Origin of the sequence: Anaerotignum sp. MSJ-24, assembly GCF_018918145.1 — a bacterium.
Lineage (GTDB): Bacteria > Bacillota > Clostridia > Lachnospirales > Anaerotignaceae > Metalachnospira.
This window is the reverse complement of sequence record NZ_JAHLPX010000001.1, coordinates 211320-228034: the sequence shown is the minus strand read 5'-3', so window position 1 is coordinate 228034 and position 16715 is coordinate 211320. Positions and strand designations below refer to the sequence as shown.

Sequence of the window (16715 nt, the reverse complement as noted above, 5' to 3'; positions counted from 1 at the left end):
CTCCCTAACTACATTCGTAAGAATGTAGTTAATCAAAGTTTAGGTCCACCCTTTTTAAAGGGTGGTGGGGTTTGGGGCAAAGTCCCAAGTAAGGAGGTTTTATATTGAATAAAAGAGAAAAGCTATCCCTTTGGCAGGACAGGCTTTACAACAGCTTAAGTGCTTACAGCTCCGATTTATCGGACATGGACAGGCGGGAGGCATTATACTGCGGAACACACACAATATATTCGGCGGTCGGTGCAAAGAACGCAAGCTGTGTACGCAACATTGTTTCGGAGCTTATCGAGGCAGAGGCAGAAACAACGATACCCCGTCCGAAGGTTACGGCAAGACGAAAGGCAGACGAGAAAAAGGCAGAGCTTGTCGAAGCTTTTCTTATAAACGAGCTGGACAGACTGCCCTTTGAAACCATAAACGACATGGACGAAAGAACGACACCGATACAGGGCGGAGATTTTTTTCTTGTCGAATGGGACATAACGAAGGGCGGACACAGCTCCGACGGAGAGCTAACGGTAACGCTTTTGCATCCTAAACAGGTTATACCGCAGTGCGGAGTTACCGACATAAAGGAAATGGATTACATAATCATACAGACCGCAAAAACAAAGGCTTTTATAAAGCGAATGTTCGGCGTTTCGGTCGATAAGGAATACGAGGAAAATCCCGATGTGCGTTCGACAGGCGATTATGCCTTTTCGGAGGACATAGTTACGCTCAATACAGCCTATTACCGAAATGCAGACGGAAAAATAGGACGATTCCGCTGGGTGAATGATGTTGTTGTTGAGGACATAGAAAACTACCAGTCACGACAGCTCAGATATTGCGATAACTGCGGTGCGGTCTGCTATGAGGACGAATGCTCATGCGGATGCCGCTCCTTTACGGTAAAGGCAGAGAAAAGCGAAATTCTTGCGTCGGACGTTGTCTGCTCGGACGGCTCGGTAATAAAGAAGGGCACAAAAATACCGTTTTATTCGCCGGACGTTATGCCGCTCGTATTAAGGAAAAATGTAAGCGTTTTCGGAAAGCTGTTGGGCGACAGTGATGTGGACAAAATAACCGACCAGCAGGAGCTAATAAAAAAGCTCGGCTCAAAAATACAGGAAAAGCTTTTGAAGGGCGGCAGTTATGTGACATTTCCGAGAGGTGCAAGCATAAGAAAGACCGATGAGGAGCTTAAGGTTATCGAGCTGAACAATATAAGCGACAAGCAGCTTATTGATGTTCTGAACATTCAGCCGGACATAAGCCGAGATATGGAATATCAGGAGAGAGTCTATGAGGCGGCAAGACAGACCGTCGGCATAACCGACAGCTATCAGGGCAGATACGATCCGACGGCAACAAGCGGAAAGGCAAAGCAGATAGCCGCAGAGCAGTCCGCAGGAAGGCTTGAGGGCAAAAGAGTTATGAAAAGAGCCGCCTATGCGGAGGTTTTCGAGATTATGTTCCGTTTTCTGCTGGCCTATGCCGATACAGGCGTAACGGTGAAAGCCGGTCAGACTGAAACCGGCAACGAATACCGAACCTTCAACCGATATGACTTTTTGGAGATGGATGACGCCGGAGAATATTACTGGAACGATGAATTTCTGTTTTCGGTTGACTCATCGACACTTCCGGCAGGTAACCGAGAGCTTATGTGGAAGGAGGCAAAGGAGAATTTTTCAAACGGAGCATACGGCAATCCGTCCGAGGACAGTGCAAGGCTGCTCTATTGGACGGAGCTGGAAAGACTGCACTATCCACATGCAAAGGAGGTGAGGGACAGCATCATAAAAAACGCAGAGCAGGCAAAAAACGAAAATCAGACAAGGGAGGAATGAACATGAAGAATAGATTAAGCTATTCAAACAAAGGCAGTATGGAGGTAAAAGCGTTAAAGAACGAAGGCAACAAAAAGCCGACAGTCCGCAAGGGCGAGGATTTAAGAAAATAAGGAGGTGAAAATATGGAAAACAATGAAAACAATGCGGTTTATCCCAACAGCGAGGAAATGCCAATCGGAAATATGCCCAAGGAAGTCATGCAGACAGAGGAACAGCCCGTTGGAGGAGCAGAACCGACAGCCGAAGAAATCGGCGGATTCATAAGAGAGGAGCTCGGAAAGCTTATCAAGCATTATCCCGACTGCGGTATAACAAGCTTTAAGGAGCTTATGACAAAGCCCTATGCGAAGGAGCTTCTTCATTACTGGTCAAGGGGCGTTCCGCTTTATAAGGCATACGGCATAGTCAATGCCGAGGAAATTTATCAGCAGAGAACCAATGAGGAAAGACAGCGAGCTTTAAACTCAATGCGCTCAAAAAGCCATTTGAGAAGCATCGGCGGTTCTCCCAGAGCGGAAAGAGCAGTTCCCGTTGAGGTTATGCAGCAGTACAGGGAGTTCTTTCCCGACTGGTCGGACGGACAGATTATAAAGGATTATCAGAGTAGATTTTAAGGAGGAATTTTTATGTTCAGTGTAAACAAGATACTTACGGGCGAATCACTTCCGCTTGAATATATAAAAGCGGCAGACGGCGAAAGCCCTGTTCTCGGACAGGCGTTAAAAACCTCGGCAGGACTTATCGCAAAGGCATCGGGAACAGATACGCCGGAATTAATCTGTGCCGGAGTAAAGCAGTCCGACGGTACATATCCCGTTTTAAGAATAAGGGACGATATTGAGTTTTATGTTGATACGCCGCTCACTTCGGCAGACCTCGGCAAAAAGGTTACGCTTTCTTCCGATGGAAAGGGTATAACATCGACAGCCGGAGGAAATTTCAGAATTACAGCGGTCGGCATTTACGGCAGCTACGGATATTTCAACTGATTTAAGGAGGTAAAACGATATGATTATATTTTCACAGGGCAGTGGTGTAAACGATTCGCTTTTCGGCAAAAGCCAGGCACCCATCAGAGCGGTCATTGAGCAGAATGTGGAGGCTTTCGGAGAGCTTTCGATGATCGACAAAATTTTCTATATGGACAAATCGCACAGCTATGCGGAGAAATATACATCCGAAACATCACTCGGAGATTTTGTTGATGTTGGCGAAAACGGCGCATATCCCAAAACAGGAATGCAGGAGGGCTATTCGGTTGTAATTGAGCCTACCACATGGAAAAGCTCCTTTGAGGTAACGGCGGAAATGGTCGAGGACTCAAAGGTCGGAAAAATCAAATCGAGAGCAAATATTTTTGCCACAAGCTATAACCGAACAAGAGAGAAATTCGCCGCCAACCTTATCTATGGCGGAACAGGCGAAAAGATAAGCTTTGCCGGAAAGGAATATTCAACACTTTCGGCAGACGGAAAACCGCTTTTCTCAAAGGAGCATACGTCAATAACAGGCGGCTGCGATGTACAGAGCAATATTTTTAAAAACGCCTTTTCCGTTTCCGTTATGGACGCCATGCAGGAGGCAATGCAGAAGTTCACCGACGACGACGGAAATCTGCTCAATGTTGCTCCCGACACAATCATCATTCCCAATTCGGGAGCATTAAAGAGAGCCGTATTCGAGGCAGTAGGCTCGGATTTAGATCCAAATTCCAACAACAATGCGGTCAACTTTCAGATGGGACTCTGGAACGTGCTTGTATGGAATTATCTTCCTTCGACAATCGGCGGAAAGCCTTATTTTATGATGCTCGACAGTCGTTTCAACAAGGACTATATGTGTATGCCATGGGTAGACAGACTTGCACTCACAACACGTTCGGACATCGACCAGAACACAGATGCCAACGTATGGAGAGGCAGAGCAAGATTCGGCGCAGGCTTCAATAACTGGCGTTCAATTGCCGTCTGCGGAGAAGGCATTACAGACGGAACAGTGCTTTTAGGCTGATACGGAGGCGGTTTTATGACTTGGGGAGATATACAGCTTTCGGTACTGCATAAGCTTTTTGTTTCCGACGGACAGACGATTCTGGTAAACGATTCGACCTCGCCGTATATTGCGGCAATGCCTTTGGCGGCAAACGAGGGGCTTATGCTCCTTGCCGCCTGCGGCAAATATATACCGAAAACAATAGAAACGGAAACGGCCGAAAGCGTTACAGACCTCAGCCTAAAGGAGCTTGCGGAAAACTTTCTTTCGCTGAGAGAAAACGAGGTTTTTCTGAACGGCAGACATACGGACGGCTATACGCTTATCGGCGGCGAAAGAATGCTTTTATATGGCATAGGAAAATGGATAATCGGCTACAATGCCTATCCGCAGAAAATAACACAGGCAACCGATAAGGATTATGTTCTTGACGTACCAGAGGATGCGGCTGTGCTTCTTCCGCTTTATATTGCCGCCGAGCTTTATAAGGACGAGGATCCGCAGACAGCCGCCATATACAGAAACGAATTCGAGGCCGGAAGAGAGGCTCTGCTTTATCGTGATACGGCAAAAAGCGGACATATGTGCTTTGAGTCGGTTTCCAAATGGATATAGGAGGTTGAAATATGCGGTTTAATGTACCGTCCGCACCGACAAGAAGAGTGCTGACAACGGATAAATTTTACGGAACGGATATGCACAACGCTCCCGATGGAGTGAGCATACACCGTTCGCCAAATGCACTGAATATGATAAGGGACGTTCCCGGCAGTGTGCGAAAGCGAATGGGCTTTAAGCAGATAAATAAATATGACGGAAGAATAAACGGTACGTTCTTTTTCGACAATAATCGACTTATTCACGCCGGCACAAGGCTTTATACAGGCGATGAAATATTATATTCGGAGATGAACGACAGCCTTTCCTACGGCGTTGTGTTTGAAAACAGGCTGTATATTTTTGACGGCAAGGAGGCACTTGTTTACGGAGAATTTGATGGGAACAAGCAGATCAAAAAGCTTACGGATATTGCATATGTGCCAACAATCATAATTTCCCGTCTTCCGAGCGGAGGAGGTACGGTATATGAGCCGGTCAATCTAATATCGAGAGCTTGGAAGGAAAGCTATCTTGCCGACGGCACATCGAAAAAATATCAGCTTACACAGAAGGAAATAGATTCCGATGAGGTGCTTGTGCGGATAATGGATTCCGACGGTCAATGGCAGTCAAAAAAGGAAGGCACGCATTTCACCGTTGACAGAACAAAGGGAATTGTTTCATTCAATACCGCACCGCCTTCTCCGACGGTTGCAGGTATGGATAACGTGGAGATAACCGTATGCAAAACAAGGGAAGGCTATGCGGACAAAATCAATAAATGCACCTTCGGCATACTTTACGGCGTAAACGGTGGCTGTGACAGGCTGTTTCTTTCGGGTAATCCCAATGAGCCGGACTGCGACCGATATTCGGCACTAAAGGATCCGACCTATTTCGGTGACAAATGGTATTCGGTGCTGGGAGGCGGTCAGGCGGCAATAAAGGGCTATGCAGTGATAAACGGCTGTCTTGCGGTGGTTCGGGAAAAAAGCAGTGACGGACGCAACATAGTTATTCGAAACGGAACAACCGACAGCAATTCCGAGGCAGTCTTTCCGATAATCAATACGCTTATAGGCCCGGGAGCAGTTTCCGCAAAGGGCTTCGGTTATCTTCAAAATGAGCCGATGTTTGTTACGGAGCTTGGAATATATGCCGTTACCTCTCAGGACATAAGCGGTGAAAAATACAGCCAGAACCGCTCGTTTTATATAAACAGCGAGCTTATGAAGGAGGAGCTTGAAAACTGTTTTTGCTGTGTATACAGGGATATGTTCTTCTGTGCGGTCGGTAACAAGGTTTATATACTTGACGGATTGCAAAAGACATATGAAAGCGGTCAGCCCTATTCGTCCTTCCAGTATGAATGTTATATCTGGGACGGCATAGGCGCAAGGATAATGTGGGAGGAAAACGGAGCCTTGTGCTTTGGCAGAGAGGACGGCTCGGTTATGCGGTTTTATACGGATAAGGACGATCCCGAAAGCTATAACGATTGTGGAAAGCCCATATATGCACTCTGGACAATGCCGCAATTCAGCGGACATGATTTCTATAAACGAAAGGTATTCAGAAATATGGCGGTTTCGCTTTCATCGGCGATACGCACAAGCGCAGAGGTTTTTGCCGAATACGGCGGCGTAAAGAAAAAGCTTTTCGATAGCGGCGGAGAGGCTGTTTATCTGGATTTTTCCTATATTGATTTTGAGAATTTCAATTTTTCGTCCGACAGCTCACCGCATACATTTGCCAGAAGAATAAATATCCGAAGAACCGATAAGGTTATGTTTTCTGTCGAAAACGGAAAAATGAATGAACCGTTCGGAGTGCATGCGGTTGCAATCGAGTATAACGATGGTTCAAAGAAACTATTTTAATATTTTGCAAATTGGAATTTGTGGAATTTATTTTGCGGCTTTACAAGTCGCAAGGTTGTCTTTGCGAGAGAGGAAGCTCTTAGAATTGCGAATACTGACCGTGCAAGATGGCACGGCAACGCAGTTGCTTTCGTTTACGAAAGTCATGACCAGCGACTTTCCTCTCTCGCGCTCTCTCCTTTCCGGACACGCTAAAGTTACTGAAAACTATTGACCGCACAAGACAGTGCGGTTGCGTAGCAACTTTTGCAAAGCAAAAGTCATGACCATAGACCTTCGCAGGAATATTGCTCGATTTTTAACGGTTTTTATACTTTAGGCGTGTTCAAGTTGGGAGAATTAATTTCAATTTTTTCCTAAACCTATTTCGTAGAAATAGGTTGCTAAAGTTTAGATAAATCCTTTTTAAAGGATTTTGGGGTTTGGGGCAAAGCCCCATGGTTTTAGGCAAAGAAAGAGGTGATTATGTGAACGAATTAAGTAAAATCCTTCCGTCCGCTTATGCGGACAAGGGTATCCGCACAAAGCCGAATCCGCTTGGTCTTTCGGTCAGCGAGGCACAGAGAGCCTTTGACGAACTGGTTCTTGATGTGGTTATTCCGCATTTCAATGCGGCAGTGGAGGCACAGAACAAAAACAATGCCGCCATTGACGGTGTAAAGGTAGACAAAGTGGAGAATAAAGGCTTATCAACCAATGATTTTACCAATGAACACAAAAGTAAAGTGGAGAGTATGCAGTCGGAACTTGACAAAAAGGTAGATAAAGTGGCGAATAAATCACTTTCCGACAACAATTATACCTCCGAGGACAAAAACGCCGTTTCTGAGCTGAAAAAACAGCTTGCCGAAGGCAGAACACTTTCCGAAAATGACTTCACCGACCAATATGTTTCTGATATAAAAAATAAGGTCGATAAGGTGAGCGGCAAAGGTCTTTCCGCAAACGATTATACCGACAGCGATAAACAAAAGGTGTCGAAAATTGACGATAAAGTCGACAAAAACAGCGTGCTTACGAAGGACAATACAACAGCCTTTGTTCCGCAAAGCGATTATGCTCCGGCAACAAAGAAATATGTTGACGATAATATAATTTCCGGCGGCGTTCCTCAGACAAGAAAAATAAACGGCCACGCACTTTCGGCAGATATAACGCTTACGGCAGAGGACGTAAACGCCGTTTCGAAATCGGACAAAAACAAAATTGCCGACGATTCCAACGGAAAGACATATATTCTCGGCATAAAAAACGGTGGACTGTATTATAAGGAGGTTTAAAAATGGCAGGGGAAATCTACATAGCTAAGCAGTCAACTCTGGAGGAAGTGAAAAGCACCATAGGTTCGGCATCGGACAGCGGAGATACAACCGCAATGGGCAAGCTAAACAAAATAATTTCTTCGGCAGAGGGCGGCTTCAGGTTCTACGAAGGCAGCCACGTTATTGCGGAGCATTCCGGCGGCAAGACAGCCTTTTCGTTCAGCATAACTCCATCATGCTCCGGAAAAATAACCGTTATGGCAACGCTCACCGGAAAAAGCACATCAAGCTCCAAGCCGGCGGTCGAGCTTAAGGCAGACGGAACAACCATATTGAGCATTAAAAACAGCTCGTCTGTGGCAACTGAAACAAAGACGGCTGTACTTGCGGTTTCTGCCGGAGTGGCGGTAACAATAAGCGGAGTTATGGGTGGATACAGCACCAATATTGCAAACATTAAATTTATGGCAGATGTCATAAGCGATAAAGCGGATATTTCGGTGGATTAATTTTAAGGAGGAATGAATATGTTTTATGCGGTTCTGGATAAAAACGACTGCTGTGTTTCGGTCGGCATAGGCGAGCCTGTCGGAAAAAATGCGGTTGAGATAGACGAGAATGATGATGTTCTCGGAAGATATTATTACGACGGCGACTGGCATATTGAAAGCAGGGTGTCACAGCTCGATAAAATCGAGGCCGATACTGCATATCTTGTTATGGTTTCGGAATAAGAAAGGAGAACGGCTTTGGACTGGTTTGAAAAAATAAAGGGCTTTTACGACAAGGGCCTTTGGAGTGACGCACAGGTGGCAAAGGCAGTGGAAAAGGGAAAAATAACAGCTGAGGAATATAAGCTTATCACAGGAAAGGAGAAAAACTAATTGAGAAAATTAATCATAAATAAAGGCGAAAGAGCCGCATCACATCATAATTACATATATGAGGACGGAAAAAAGACAGAAATACCCGATGACGGAGTTGTGTTCCTCTATAAGGATAAATACGGACTTCTTCATGCGTCCGAATGGGAGGACATAGCGGCAGAAAGCGGAAAATATGTTATGACAGACGAGGTATATGCACATGAAGGGCTTCCGTTCCTTAACAACAGCGTATATACGGTATGGGGAGCAGGCCCATGCTATGTGTACCTTGCCAAAACGAGAGAGGATAAATTCTATACTCCCGACAAGGTTATACATGACAGAAAGGTAATCATAACAAAGGGCAATGAGGCGAAGAAAAACGATTGTGAGCTTTTAAGACAGCTTTATCTAATGCTTGGGGAGAGTGAAGAAAATGAATAATATTTTACCTTCATTTATAAGTGCGGCTGTAACGCTTTTGGTCTGTATGATAAACAACAGAAGCCAGTATATTATGGCACAGAAAAAGCATGAACGCACAATCGAGCTTATCGATTACAGACTTACGGAGCTTACGGCGAGAGTCGATAAGCACAATACACTTGTGGAACGTACCTATAACCTTGAAAAGCGTATGGATATTGAGGCTGAAAAAATAAAATCGGCAAACAGAAGGATAGAGGTACTCGAAAAGGCATCATAAAAAGCAAAGGAGAAATGTGTATGAATATGGATTTTCTTTCTAATATGGCAGTTCCGCTCATTGTCGGTATATGCCTCTGTATAGGATATATAATCAAAAACATTGTGCCAAACGATGGCATTAACCGTTTTATACCGCTTGCCATGGGTGTTCTCGGTGTGGCAATAAATATATGGGTAAACAAAGCCTTTACGGCAGAGATACTTTTAGGCGGACTTTTCAGTGGTCTTGCAAGTACAGGATTATATGAAATGTTTAGAAATCTAATAAAAAACGGTGATAATTTATGACAGAAATGCTTTTATCAAAGGGACACCGCCTTAGACCGGGCGGTGCATATCCCAAAACAACAATAACCATACATTCAACCGCAAATCCGCACAGTACGGCACTCGGCGAAAGAAAATGGCTCGACAATCCTGCCAACACAAGACAGGCGGCATGGCATTACTGCGTTGATGACAGCAATATAATCCATGCGATTCCCGACAATGAGGAGGCCTGGCATTGCGGTTCTGCCGACGGCAACCGTCATTCGCTTTCAATAGAAATTTGCGAAAGCGGCAACCGAAAGAAGGCAGTAGAAAATGCGGCACAGCTTACGGCGGAAAAGGCTTTGGAGTTTGGCTTAAGCGAAAACGAGATAGTCAGACATTTTGACTGGAGCGGAAAAAACTGCCCGAGAATACTAATTGACAGGAACTATATAAAGGAAGAAATTGACTGGAAATACTTTTTGGAAAGGGTGAAAAGATACATGGCAGATATGTCGGATAAGGCTTTCGGCGAAAGATTTAATGCGGAGCTGAATAAACGTGACAGGCTTTCTCCGTCGGCATGGTCGGCAGATGACAGAAAATGGGCAGAAGAAAACGGAATTATTGTCGGTGACGAGGGCGGCATGAGATACAGAGCCTTCGTCACAAGAGAGGAGCTTGTTTCAATGCTCAGAAGGACAAAGGAGATGATGTAATGCAATATACGTTTAGCGGAGGAAAGCTCATAGACAGCACAGATAAGGGCGAAAAGAAAAAAGAAAATAATAATGTAGCGACAGAAACAAAAGCCGACAGCAGTGCCGGAGGCTATGGCAGAGGCATGGGATATTCCAACAGGGAAACGGCTTTCCGCTGGTCGGACGGCAGTGTTACCTATTCCAATGCAACCGATTACAGAGATGCGGCAGAAAAGGCAGGAAAGGATTTGTCCAAGGTAGACCTTGTTTCGGCAACGACCTACGGAAAAGGCTCGCTTACCGGCAACAGCTATAACTACGGCGTTACGGCTGTTGGTGACGGCAGTGGCAAAAAAGGCTTTACAAGGGACATATATTCCTCGGATAAGGGCTACGGCAAAGCATATGACATGGCAAAAAGACAGGCGGAATATTTAAGCGGCGTTTACGGCTATGATTATATGAAGGGCTTCGGCGGCTCGGATATATCGGGAGCATATGCAAAGGGACAGAGTGATTCGCTTAACATAAGCGGCATAGGCTCCGGCATTCCTTCGCTTTCGTCAGAGCCGTCTGTGGATTGGTTCGGTCAGTATTCGGCTGCGGCAAAAAGACAGGCGGCGGCTATACAGGCGAGAACCGATATACTCATAAACAACCTTAATGCCGACAGAGAGGACTATGAGCGTAAGTTTGACGAGATAGCACGACAGGCGTATGTAACGGGAATGCAGGCACAGCTTAAGCTTCCTCAACAGCTTGCGGCAATGGGACTTTACGGCGGCATGAGCGAAACTGCGGCATTGCAGTTAGCGGCGGATTATGAGAATGCGGTAAACGAAAACGAAACCAACCGTTTATATATGAATAAAAGCATGGATACACAGATAGCCAATGCACAGCTTTCGGCAAACAGCGATATTGCCGAGGCAGAAACGGAATACTGGCTTAAGGCGTTAAGTGCGTATGAAAACCAGCTTTACCGTCAGCAGGAATATAACCTCAAGCTTATGGATTATCAGCTTTCTGCGGATAAGCTGAAAAATGACAGCTATTATGATGAGCTTAACTATCAGCTTGCACTGGACAAGCAGAAGGCATCGGCAGAAAAGACCGAGTATGACAGGCTTTCCGATAGGGCAGATACGCTTGCGGACTATGGCATATTTGACGGCTATAAACAGCTCGGCTATACCGACAGCGAAATTTCGGCTATGCGTTCGGCGTATATTGCGGCAAACACAAAGACGGTGTCCTATGGCAGAAGAACGTCCGGCACAAAGAAAAGCACTAAGACTAAAAGTACAAAAAACGCAAAAAGCTCTGAAAGCACAAAAGCAAATAAAACGCCGAGCATATTTGACTTTGTCGGCATAAATGCGGCTAATAATTATGTGAAGTCAAAATTTAACCTCAATTTTTAGTTTTTAATATCCCTTGCTGTGTTCTGCTCAAAATACGGGCATGGACTGCACGCAAGGGATTGCCGTCTGTTGAGGGCTTTTATGCGGCATATGCCGTATTGAGAGTGAATGCAATTAAGTCTGCATTGTAATTTCATATACATTACCTCTAATAATATAAAATTTTAAATCAAAATTTAGGTCAAGCCTTTTTAAAGGCTTGTAGGGTATGGGACAAAGTCCCATAAGTCTTTAATTTAATTATTTACAAATTTGAATGAAATAAATCCTATATATTTTTCCAATAATTTTACAAAATTATTAATATTTCTTCATATCTAAATAAATTTATCCCAAATACGTCATTTTGTGCTATACTGTTACCGTTAATAATTTTGTAATAAACAGAGGTGGAGCAATGAAGCATTTAAAATTGATTATTGTTTCGCTCGTGCTTACCGTACTTATGAGCTGTGGTGCGATGGCGGCAAGTGTGCGAGTGATAAATATGAATTTGACCTACAACGGCAGAACGGTGTCATACAGAGAGAAGGAGGTTCATGTTGTTGTTGATGACAACGAGCTGGAAAATCTCGATATGCCGCCGGTAATAATCAACGGCAGAACTCTTGTGCCGCTCAGAGCCATATTCGAGGCAATGGGTGCAACGGTGCGCTGGGACAGCAAGACCGAAAAGATTACCGCTGATTTTGAAAACGGCGATGAGGTAATAATGTATATAAACAATAAGGCAGGCACAATGAACGGCACAGCCTTCAATATGGACGTTGCTCCGATGATAATAAACGACAGGACAATGGTTCCCGTAAGAGCCATTGCGGAGGCAGTCGGTGCAACAGTCGGCTGGGACGATGCCACAAGAACCGTAAATATAATCTCCTATGTTCTCGGCGGCGACGGTACGGTGACTGTTCCCGATAATCCTACGGAAGAGCCGGACAACAGCGGAGATACTAATAACGATAATAGCGGCAGCAATGATAATAATGACAACAACGATAACAATAACACCGGAAATACAGGCGGAAGTGTTATCGGCTCCGATACAACGCAGGATCCCAATAAGGTAACAGACCTTTCCCATGTTGACGCATCGGAAATAGATACAAATGTATCTTCGAGTGCCAATGAGGTAAGGGTAACCGGTGTTGCGGCAAACGGAAACGATGCTTACACAATTAAGACATCGGGAAATATATGGCAGTATAAATATGCCACAGTTCTCGGTTCAAAGGTTGCAGTCGATATTTACGGCGGAAATATTGCCGTTGAAAACACAAATATGGCAGTCAACGATGCACCTGTCGAAAGAATAAGAATTGCACAGAACGCAATGGAGCCTTATAAAATAGTAAGGGTTGTATTCGACCTTACCGAGGCGGCAGGCGATTATTCGGTTAAAAAGACCACAGATGGAACAGGAATCGTTGTAAGCTTCGGTTCCGGCGGTTCAACAGGAGGAACAACAACCAATCCTTCGTCACCGATTATCGGCGAAGATACAGATAATCCGTCAACTCCTTCGACAGGGGAGGACGAGCTTGGAAATACACTTAACGCCGTAAGAAGAATTACCTTTGATGATGACGGAACAAACGACATAGTAACAATATATGCGGACGAAACACCGGATTATAATACATTCATGCTCAATAAGCCGTACCGTATAGTTGTCGATATTGATGATTCCTCAAAGAATATCGGTTCACTTCCCGATGTTATTCCAACGCATTATATAAACACTATCCGTATGAGCCAGTTCTCGCTCACAAGCACAAGAGTTGTTCTTGAGGTTTCAAACGGAACAGAGTACACAACCACAACAGGCGATGGATATTTAAGAATAGTGCTTAAAAAACCTGTCAGATCAATTTCCGAAAGCATTATAAACGACGGAAAAACTCTTCGTTTTACTCAGACAGGCAATCTTAAGGCTTCGGCAATAACAACCTCGTATGATCCTTATACAGGAAACCATATCATTTATCTTAACGGAGATTACAGCAGTGCGTACGGCTCAAAGAGATTAAGCTATTCAAGTAATAATGCACAGGCGGCTTATATTTCTTCGGCAGTGTTCTCAACTGTCAACGGAAAGACACGTATAACAATAACTCCGAGCCTTATTGCCGAGTATAATATTTATGAAAACGGCGGATATATTTATATTGATCAGGTAGATCCGAGAACGGTTTATGATGCGGTTGTTGTTCTTGATGCAGGACACGGCGGTTCAATGCCGGGTGCGGTTGTAAACGGAGTTTATGAAAAAGCAATAACGCTCGATATAGCCAAACGAGTTTATAATCTTTTCGAAGGCAGTAATGTAAAGGTATATGTAACACGACTTACAGACAGCTACGTTGATAACTATAAGCGAGCATATATGGCAAACGCCGGAGCGGATATGTTTGTTTCAATTCATTGCAATACAATAGTCGGAAACGCAGGCATTAACGGTACAGAGGTGCTTTATACACCACATTCCGGTGAAGGCAACGGACATCTCACCAGTTATCAGCTTGCCAGCACGCTCCAGAATTATGTATGCTCCAATGCAGGCACATACAAAAGAGGAGTTAAAAACAGAGCTGACCTGATTGTTCTCAACAGAACTCATGTGCCGGCAGCGCTTATAGAAACAGGATTTATGACAAACAGCAAGGATATGTCGCTCATCAATTCATCAAAAGGCAGACAGGCATTTGCCAACGGAATTTATAAAGGCATAAAAAGCGTAGTAAGTACATATAGGTTAAGATAAGAAAAACAGGTATCTGCTTAAAGCGGATGCCTGTTTTTGTAATATGGTATACTTTTTTGACAATCGGCAATTTTTTAAAATCATTTTGCGGCTTTACAAGTCGCAAGGGCGTTTTTGCGAGAGAGGAAGCTCTTAAATTGCGAAGTCCGACTTTCCTCTCTCGCGCTCTCTCCTTTCCGGACACGCTTGAGTTACGAAAATTATTGACCGCACAAGACAGTGCGGTTGCGTAGCAACTTTTGCAAAGCAAAAGTCATGACCATTAAGTCTTCGCAGGAATACTGCTCGGTTTTAACGCAATTTTGAAAATATCGGCTGTTCAAGTTGATACAAAATTTAAAAACAATATTGTCCAAAAAATCATTTGCTAAAATGATTTTTATAAAGTTTAGGTCGAACCAATGAACCGCAAAGAAAGATGCGGCTGTCGCAGACAGCTTTGCGAAGCAAAGTTCTGAACGATTTAAAGGTTCGTGGGTTTAAGAGCAAAGCCCTTAGGGTTTTACAATAAATCATACTTTTAAATAAATATCTGCTTAATAAAACAAATATAACTCGATTAATCTTTGATTTTGAGCAAAATATGTTATTTAATTCAAAACATATCAGCGGTCGAAATACCGATTTTGCTTGCAGATTTACTTATTTAGCTATATTTTATTAAAAATAAACAAATCAAATAATTTGTTCGGAATTTCGGTAAGAACAAATAAAATAGTTTTAAATACAACTTGCTTATAAATAGCTCTAAATACGTATATCTGTAATACGACTGTATGTCATTGACGTACATATAAAATTTATTTAAAATACCCAAAATGTGTTTTGTTATGTTTGTATATTGTAATTATTGACATTTAATGGTACAATTTTATTAAATAATTTGCCGAGTATATAGCTTTGTTTTGTATGTTTAATACTATCTGTGGGGGAGGTAGGATTATGATTAAAAGTGATAGCATACAACTGCGGAAATATGCCAGGGTAATCGTATTTTTATTGTGTTCGGTTGCTATGGGTATAATGGGTTTCTTTATAAGTGTTCAAAAGTCGGTTGATATTAATTCCGAGAAAATACTGCTCATCAATTTATCAAGGCAGAGTGAACATCTTAATGATACATTGAATTTGCATTTTCAGTTTCTTGATTCGATTGCAATGAAGCTTGCCGAATCCGATGATCTGTTGTCTGATGACAATTTTGATATGATTTCGTATGTTGTTGACAGTACAAATTTCAACCGTGTTGCAATAATTGACGGAGATGGCAATTCATATTACAGTGACGGTGCAACCAGCAATGTTGCAGCCAGAAAATATTTTCAAGATGCAATGAAAGGAAATAGTTCGGTCAGCGATCCTATTTTGAGTAAGATTGACGGCGAAACCAAGGTTATACTTGCCGTTCCGATATATAAAGATGATGTTATTATCGGTGTTCTCGGTGGCTCTTATGACATATATAATCTTAGCCATATGCTTTTCGAGGATATGTTTGATGGCATCGGTTACAGCATTATTGTCAATAAAGAAGGCAATATCGTTACCTATGACGGAAACGAACATTACAGAGGCATTACGATAAGCAACAACTTCTTTGATTATTTTGAAAATAGTACTTTCAGAGGAAATGATACAATCGAAACTGTCAAAACCGCTTTCGAAAACAAATCAAGCGGCGTTGTTAAGCTCGGAATAGATGATGACAGAAAAAATGACCGATATTTGGCATATACTCCTTTAGGAACAGACAACTGGATGATATGCTATATTGTTCCGATAGCTACGGCACAGCAGGACTATACCTTTATCGGTGTGTATGAGGCTTATCTCTTTGTTTTCTGTGCGATTATGGTCGGGTTGAGCGTTTTGCAACTTTTATATATCAATATGAAAAGACAGCGTGAGCTTATACGTTCTGCATCCATCGATGAGCTTACCAATATATATAATAAATCCACTGCTGAGCATAGTATAGACAGATATCTGAAAACTACATATACAATCAGCGGAGTTCAGGCATTTTTGATGTTTGATGTCGATTGTTTTAAGAGCGTAAACGATACCTATGGCCATACCACCGGTGATAGGGTGCTGGCGGCAATCGGAGCATCACTGCTTTCGGTTTTCCGTGACAGCGATATTAAGGGCAGAATAGGCGGAGATGAGTTTTGTGTGCTTATGAAAAATGTCGCTTCAAAGGAAATTGCAGAAAGAAAAGCAGAACAGCTTATCGAAAGCATACAGCAGATAAAAATAGATGAATTTCCCGATTTAAGAGTAAGTATAAGTGTAGGCATTGCATACGCACCAAATAACGGAAAAAGCTATATTGAACTGAGTAAGTGTGCGGATAAGGCACTCTATGAAACCAAGAAAAACGGTAAAAACGGATATACGGTTTATAGTGAATAAAAGTGCGATTTCG

Annotated in this window: 17 protein-coding genes; all 17 read left to right on the top strand. The window is 43.3% G+C overall.

What is annotated here, in order from left to right:
- Positions 1 to 104 precede the first annotated feature (104 nt).
- Positions 105 to 1835, top strand: a complete 1731-nt coding sequence (locus KQI66_RS01075; protein ID WP_216426858.1) for a hypothetical protein — start codon at positions 105 to 107, stop codon at positions 1833 to 1835.
- A gap of 125 nt (positions 1836 to 1960) precedes the next feature.
- On the top strand, positions 1961 to 2452 hold the full coding sequence (locus KQI66_RS01070) for a hypothetical protein (RefSeq protein WP_216426857.1): 492 nt from the start codon (positions 1961 to 1963) through the stop codon (positions 2450 to 2452).
- A gap of 12 nt (positions 2453 to 2464) precedes the next feature.
- Positions 2465 to 2827, top strand: a complete 363-nt coding sequence (locus KQI66_RS01065) for a hypothetical protein (RefSeq protein WP_216426856.1) — start codon at positions 2465 to 2467, stop codon at positions 2825 to 2827.
- A gap of 19 nt (positions 2828 to 2846) precedes the next feature.
- Positions 2847 to 3848, top strand: coding sequence for a Mu-like prophage major head subunit gpT family protein (locus tag KQI66_RS01060; protein ID WP_216426855.1), 1002 nt, complete (start codon positions 2847 to 2849; stop codon positions 3846 to 3848).
- A 15-nt stretch (positions 3849 to 3863) separates the two neighbouring features.
- Positions 3864 to 4445, top strand: coding sequence for a hypothetical protein (locus KQI66_RS01055; RefSeq protein WP_216426854.1), 582 nt, complete (start codon positions 3864 to 3866; stop codon positions 4443 to 4445).
- Positions 4446 to 4456: 11 nt separating this feature from the next.
- Positions 4457 to 6310 carry a hypothetical protein gene (locus KQI66_RS01050; RefSeq protein WP_216426853.1) on the top strand — a complete coding sequence of 618 codons (1854 nt, stop codon included), beginning with the start codon at positions 4457 to 4459 and terminating at the stop codon, positions 6308 to 6310.
- Between the two features lie 467 nt (positions 6311 to 6777).
- Complete coding sequence (locus KQI66_RS01045) at positions 6778 to 7590, top strand: hypothetical protein (protein WP_216426852.1); 813 nt, start codon at positions 6778 to 6780, stop codon at positions 7588 to 7590.
- Positions 7591 to 7592: 2 nt separating this feature from the next.
- Positions 7593 to 8081 carry a hypothetical protein gene (locus KQI66_RS01040; protein WP_216426851.1) on the top strand — a complete coding sequence of 163 codons (489 nt, stop codon included), beginning with the start codon at positions 7593 to 7595 and terminating at the stop codon, positions 8079 to 8081.
- 18 nt (positions 8082 to 8099) lie between these two features.
- On the top strand, positions 8100 to 8306 hold the full coding sequence (locus tag KQI66_RS01035; RefSeq protein WP_216426850.1) for a hypothetical protein: 207 nt from the start codon (positions 8100 to 8102) through the stop codon (positions 8304 to 8306).
- A 15-nt stretch (positions 8307 to 8321) separates the two neighbouring features.
- Positions 8322 to 8456, top strand: coding sequence for an XkdX family protein (locus KQI66_RS01030; RefSeq protein ID WP_216426849.1), 135 nt, complete (start codon positions 8322 to 8324; stop codon positions 8454 to 8456).
- Positions 8457 to 8882 (top strand): hypothetical protein, encoded by a 426-nt coding sequence (locus KQI66_RS01025; RefSeq protein ID WP_216426848.1) that lies wholly within the window; start codon positions 8457 to 8459, stop codon positions 8880 to 8882.
- The gene (locus tag KQI66_RS01020) at positions 8875 to 9144 is read left to right on the top strand and encodes a hypothetical protein (protein WP_216426847.1); all 270 of its coding nucleotides are present in this window, start codon (positions 8875 to 8877) and stop codon (positions 9142 to 9144) included. Before KQI66_RS01025 ends, KQI66_RS01020 begins: the two co-directional genes overlap by 8 nt.
- A 20-nt stretch (positions 9145 to 9164) precedes the next feature.
- Entirely contained in the window at positions 9165 to 9434 is a 270-nt protein-coding gene (locus KQI66_RS01015) for a phage holin family protein (protein WP_216426846.1), read from the top strand.
- Positions 9431 to 10117, top strand: coding sequence for a peptidoglycan recognition protein family protein (locus KQI66_RS01010; protein WP_216426845.1), 687 nt, complete (start codon positions 9431 to 9433; stop codon positions 10115 to 10117). Before KQI66_RS01015 ends, KQI66_RS01010 begins: the two co-directional genes overlap by 4 nt.
- The gene (locus KQI66_RS01005) at positions 10117 to 11523 is read left to right on the top strand and encodes a hypothetical protein (protein WP_216426844.1); all 1407 of its coding nucleotides are present in this window, start codon (positions 10117 to 10119) and stop codon (positions 11521 to 11523) included. Before KQI66_RS01010 ends, KQI66_RS01005 begins: the two co-directional genes overlap by 1 nt.
- 397 nt (positions 11524 to 11920) lie before the next feature.
- Entirely contained in the window at positions 11921 to 14287 is a 2367-nt protein-coding gene (locus KQI66_RS01000) for an N-acetylmuramoyl-L-alanine amidase family protein (protein ID WP_216426843.1), read from the top strand.
- Between the two features lie 942 nt (positions 14288 to 15229).
- On the top strand, positions 15230 to 16702 hold the full coding sequence (locus tag KQI66_RS00995) for a sensor domain-containing diguanylate cyclase (protein ID WP_216426842.1): 1473 nt from the start codon (positions 15230 to 15232) through the stop codon (positions 16700 to 16702).
- Positions 16703 to 16715 lie beyond the last annotated feature (13 nt).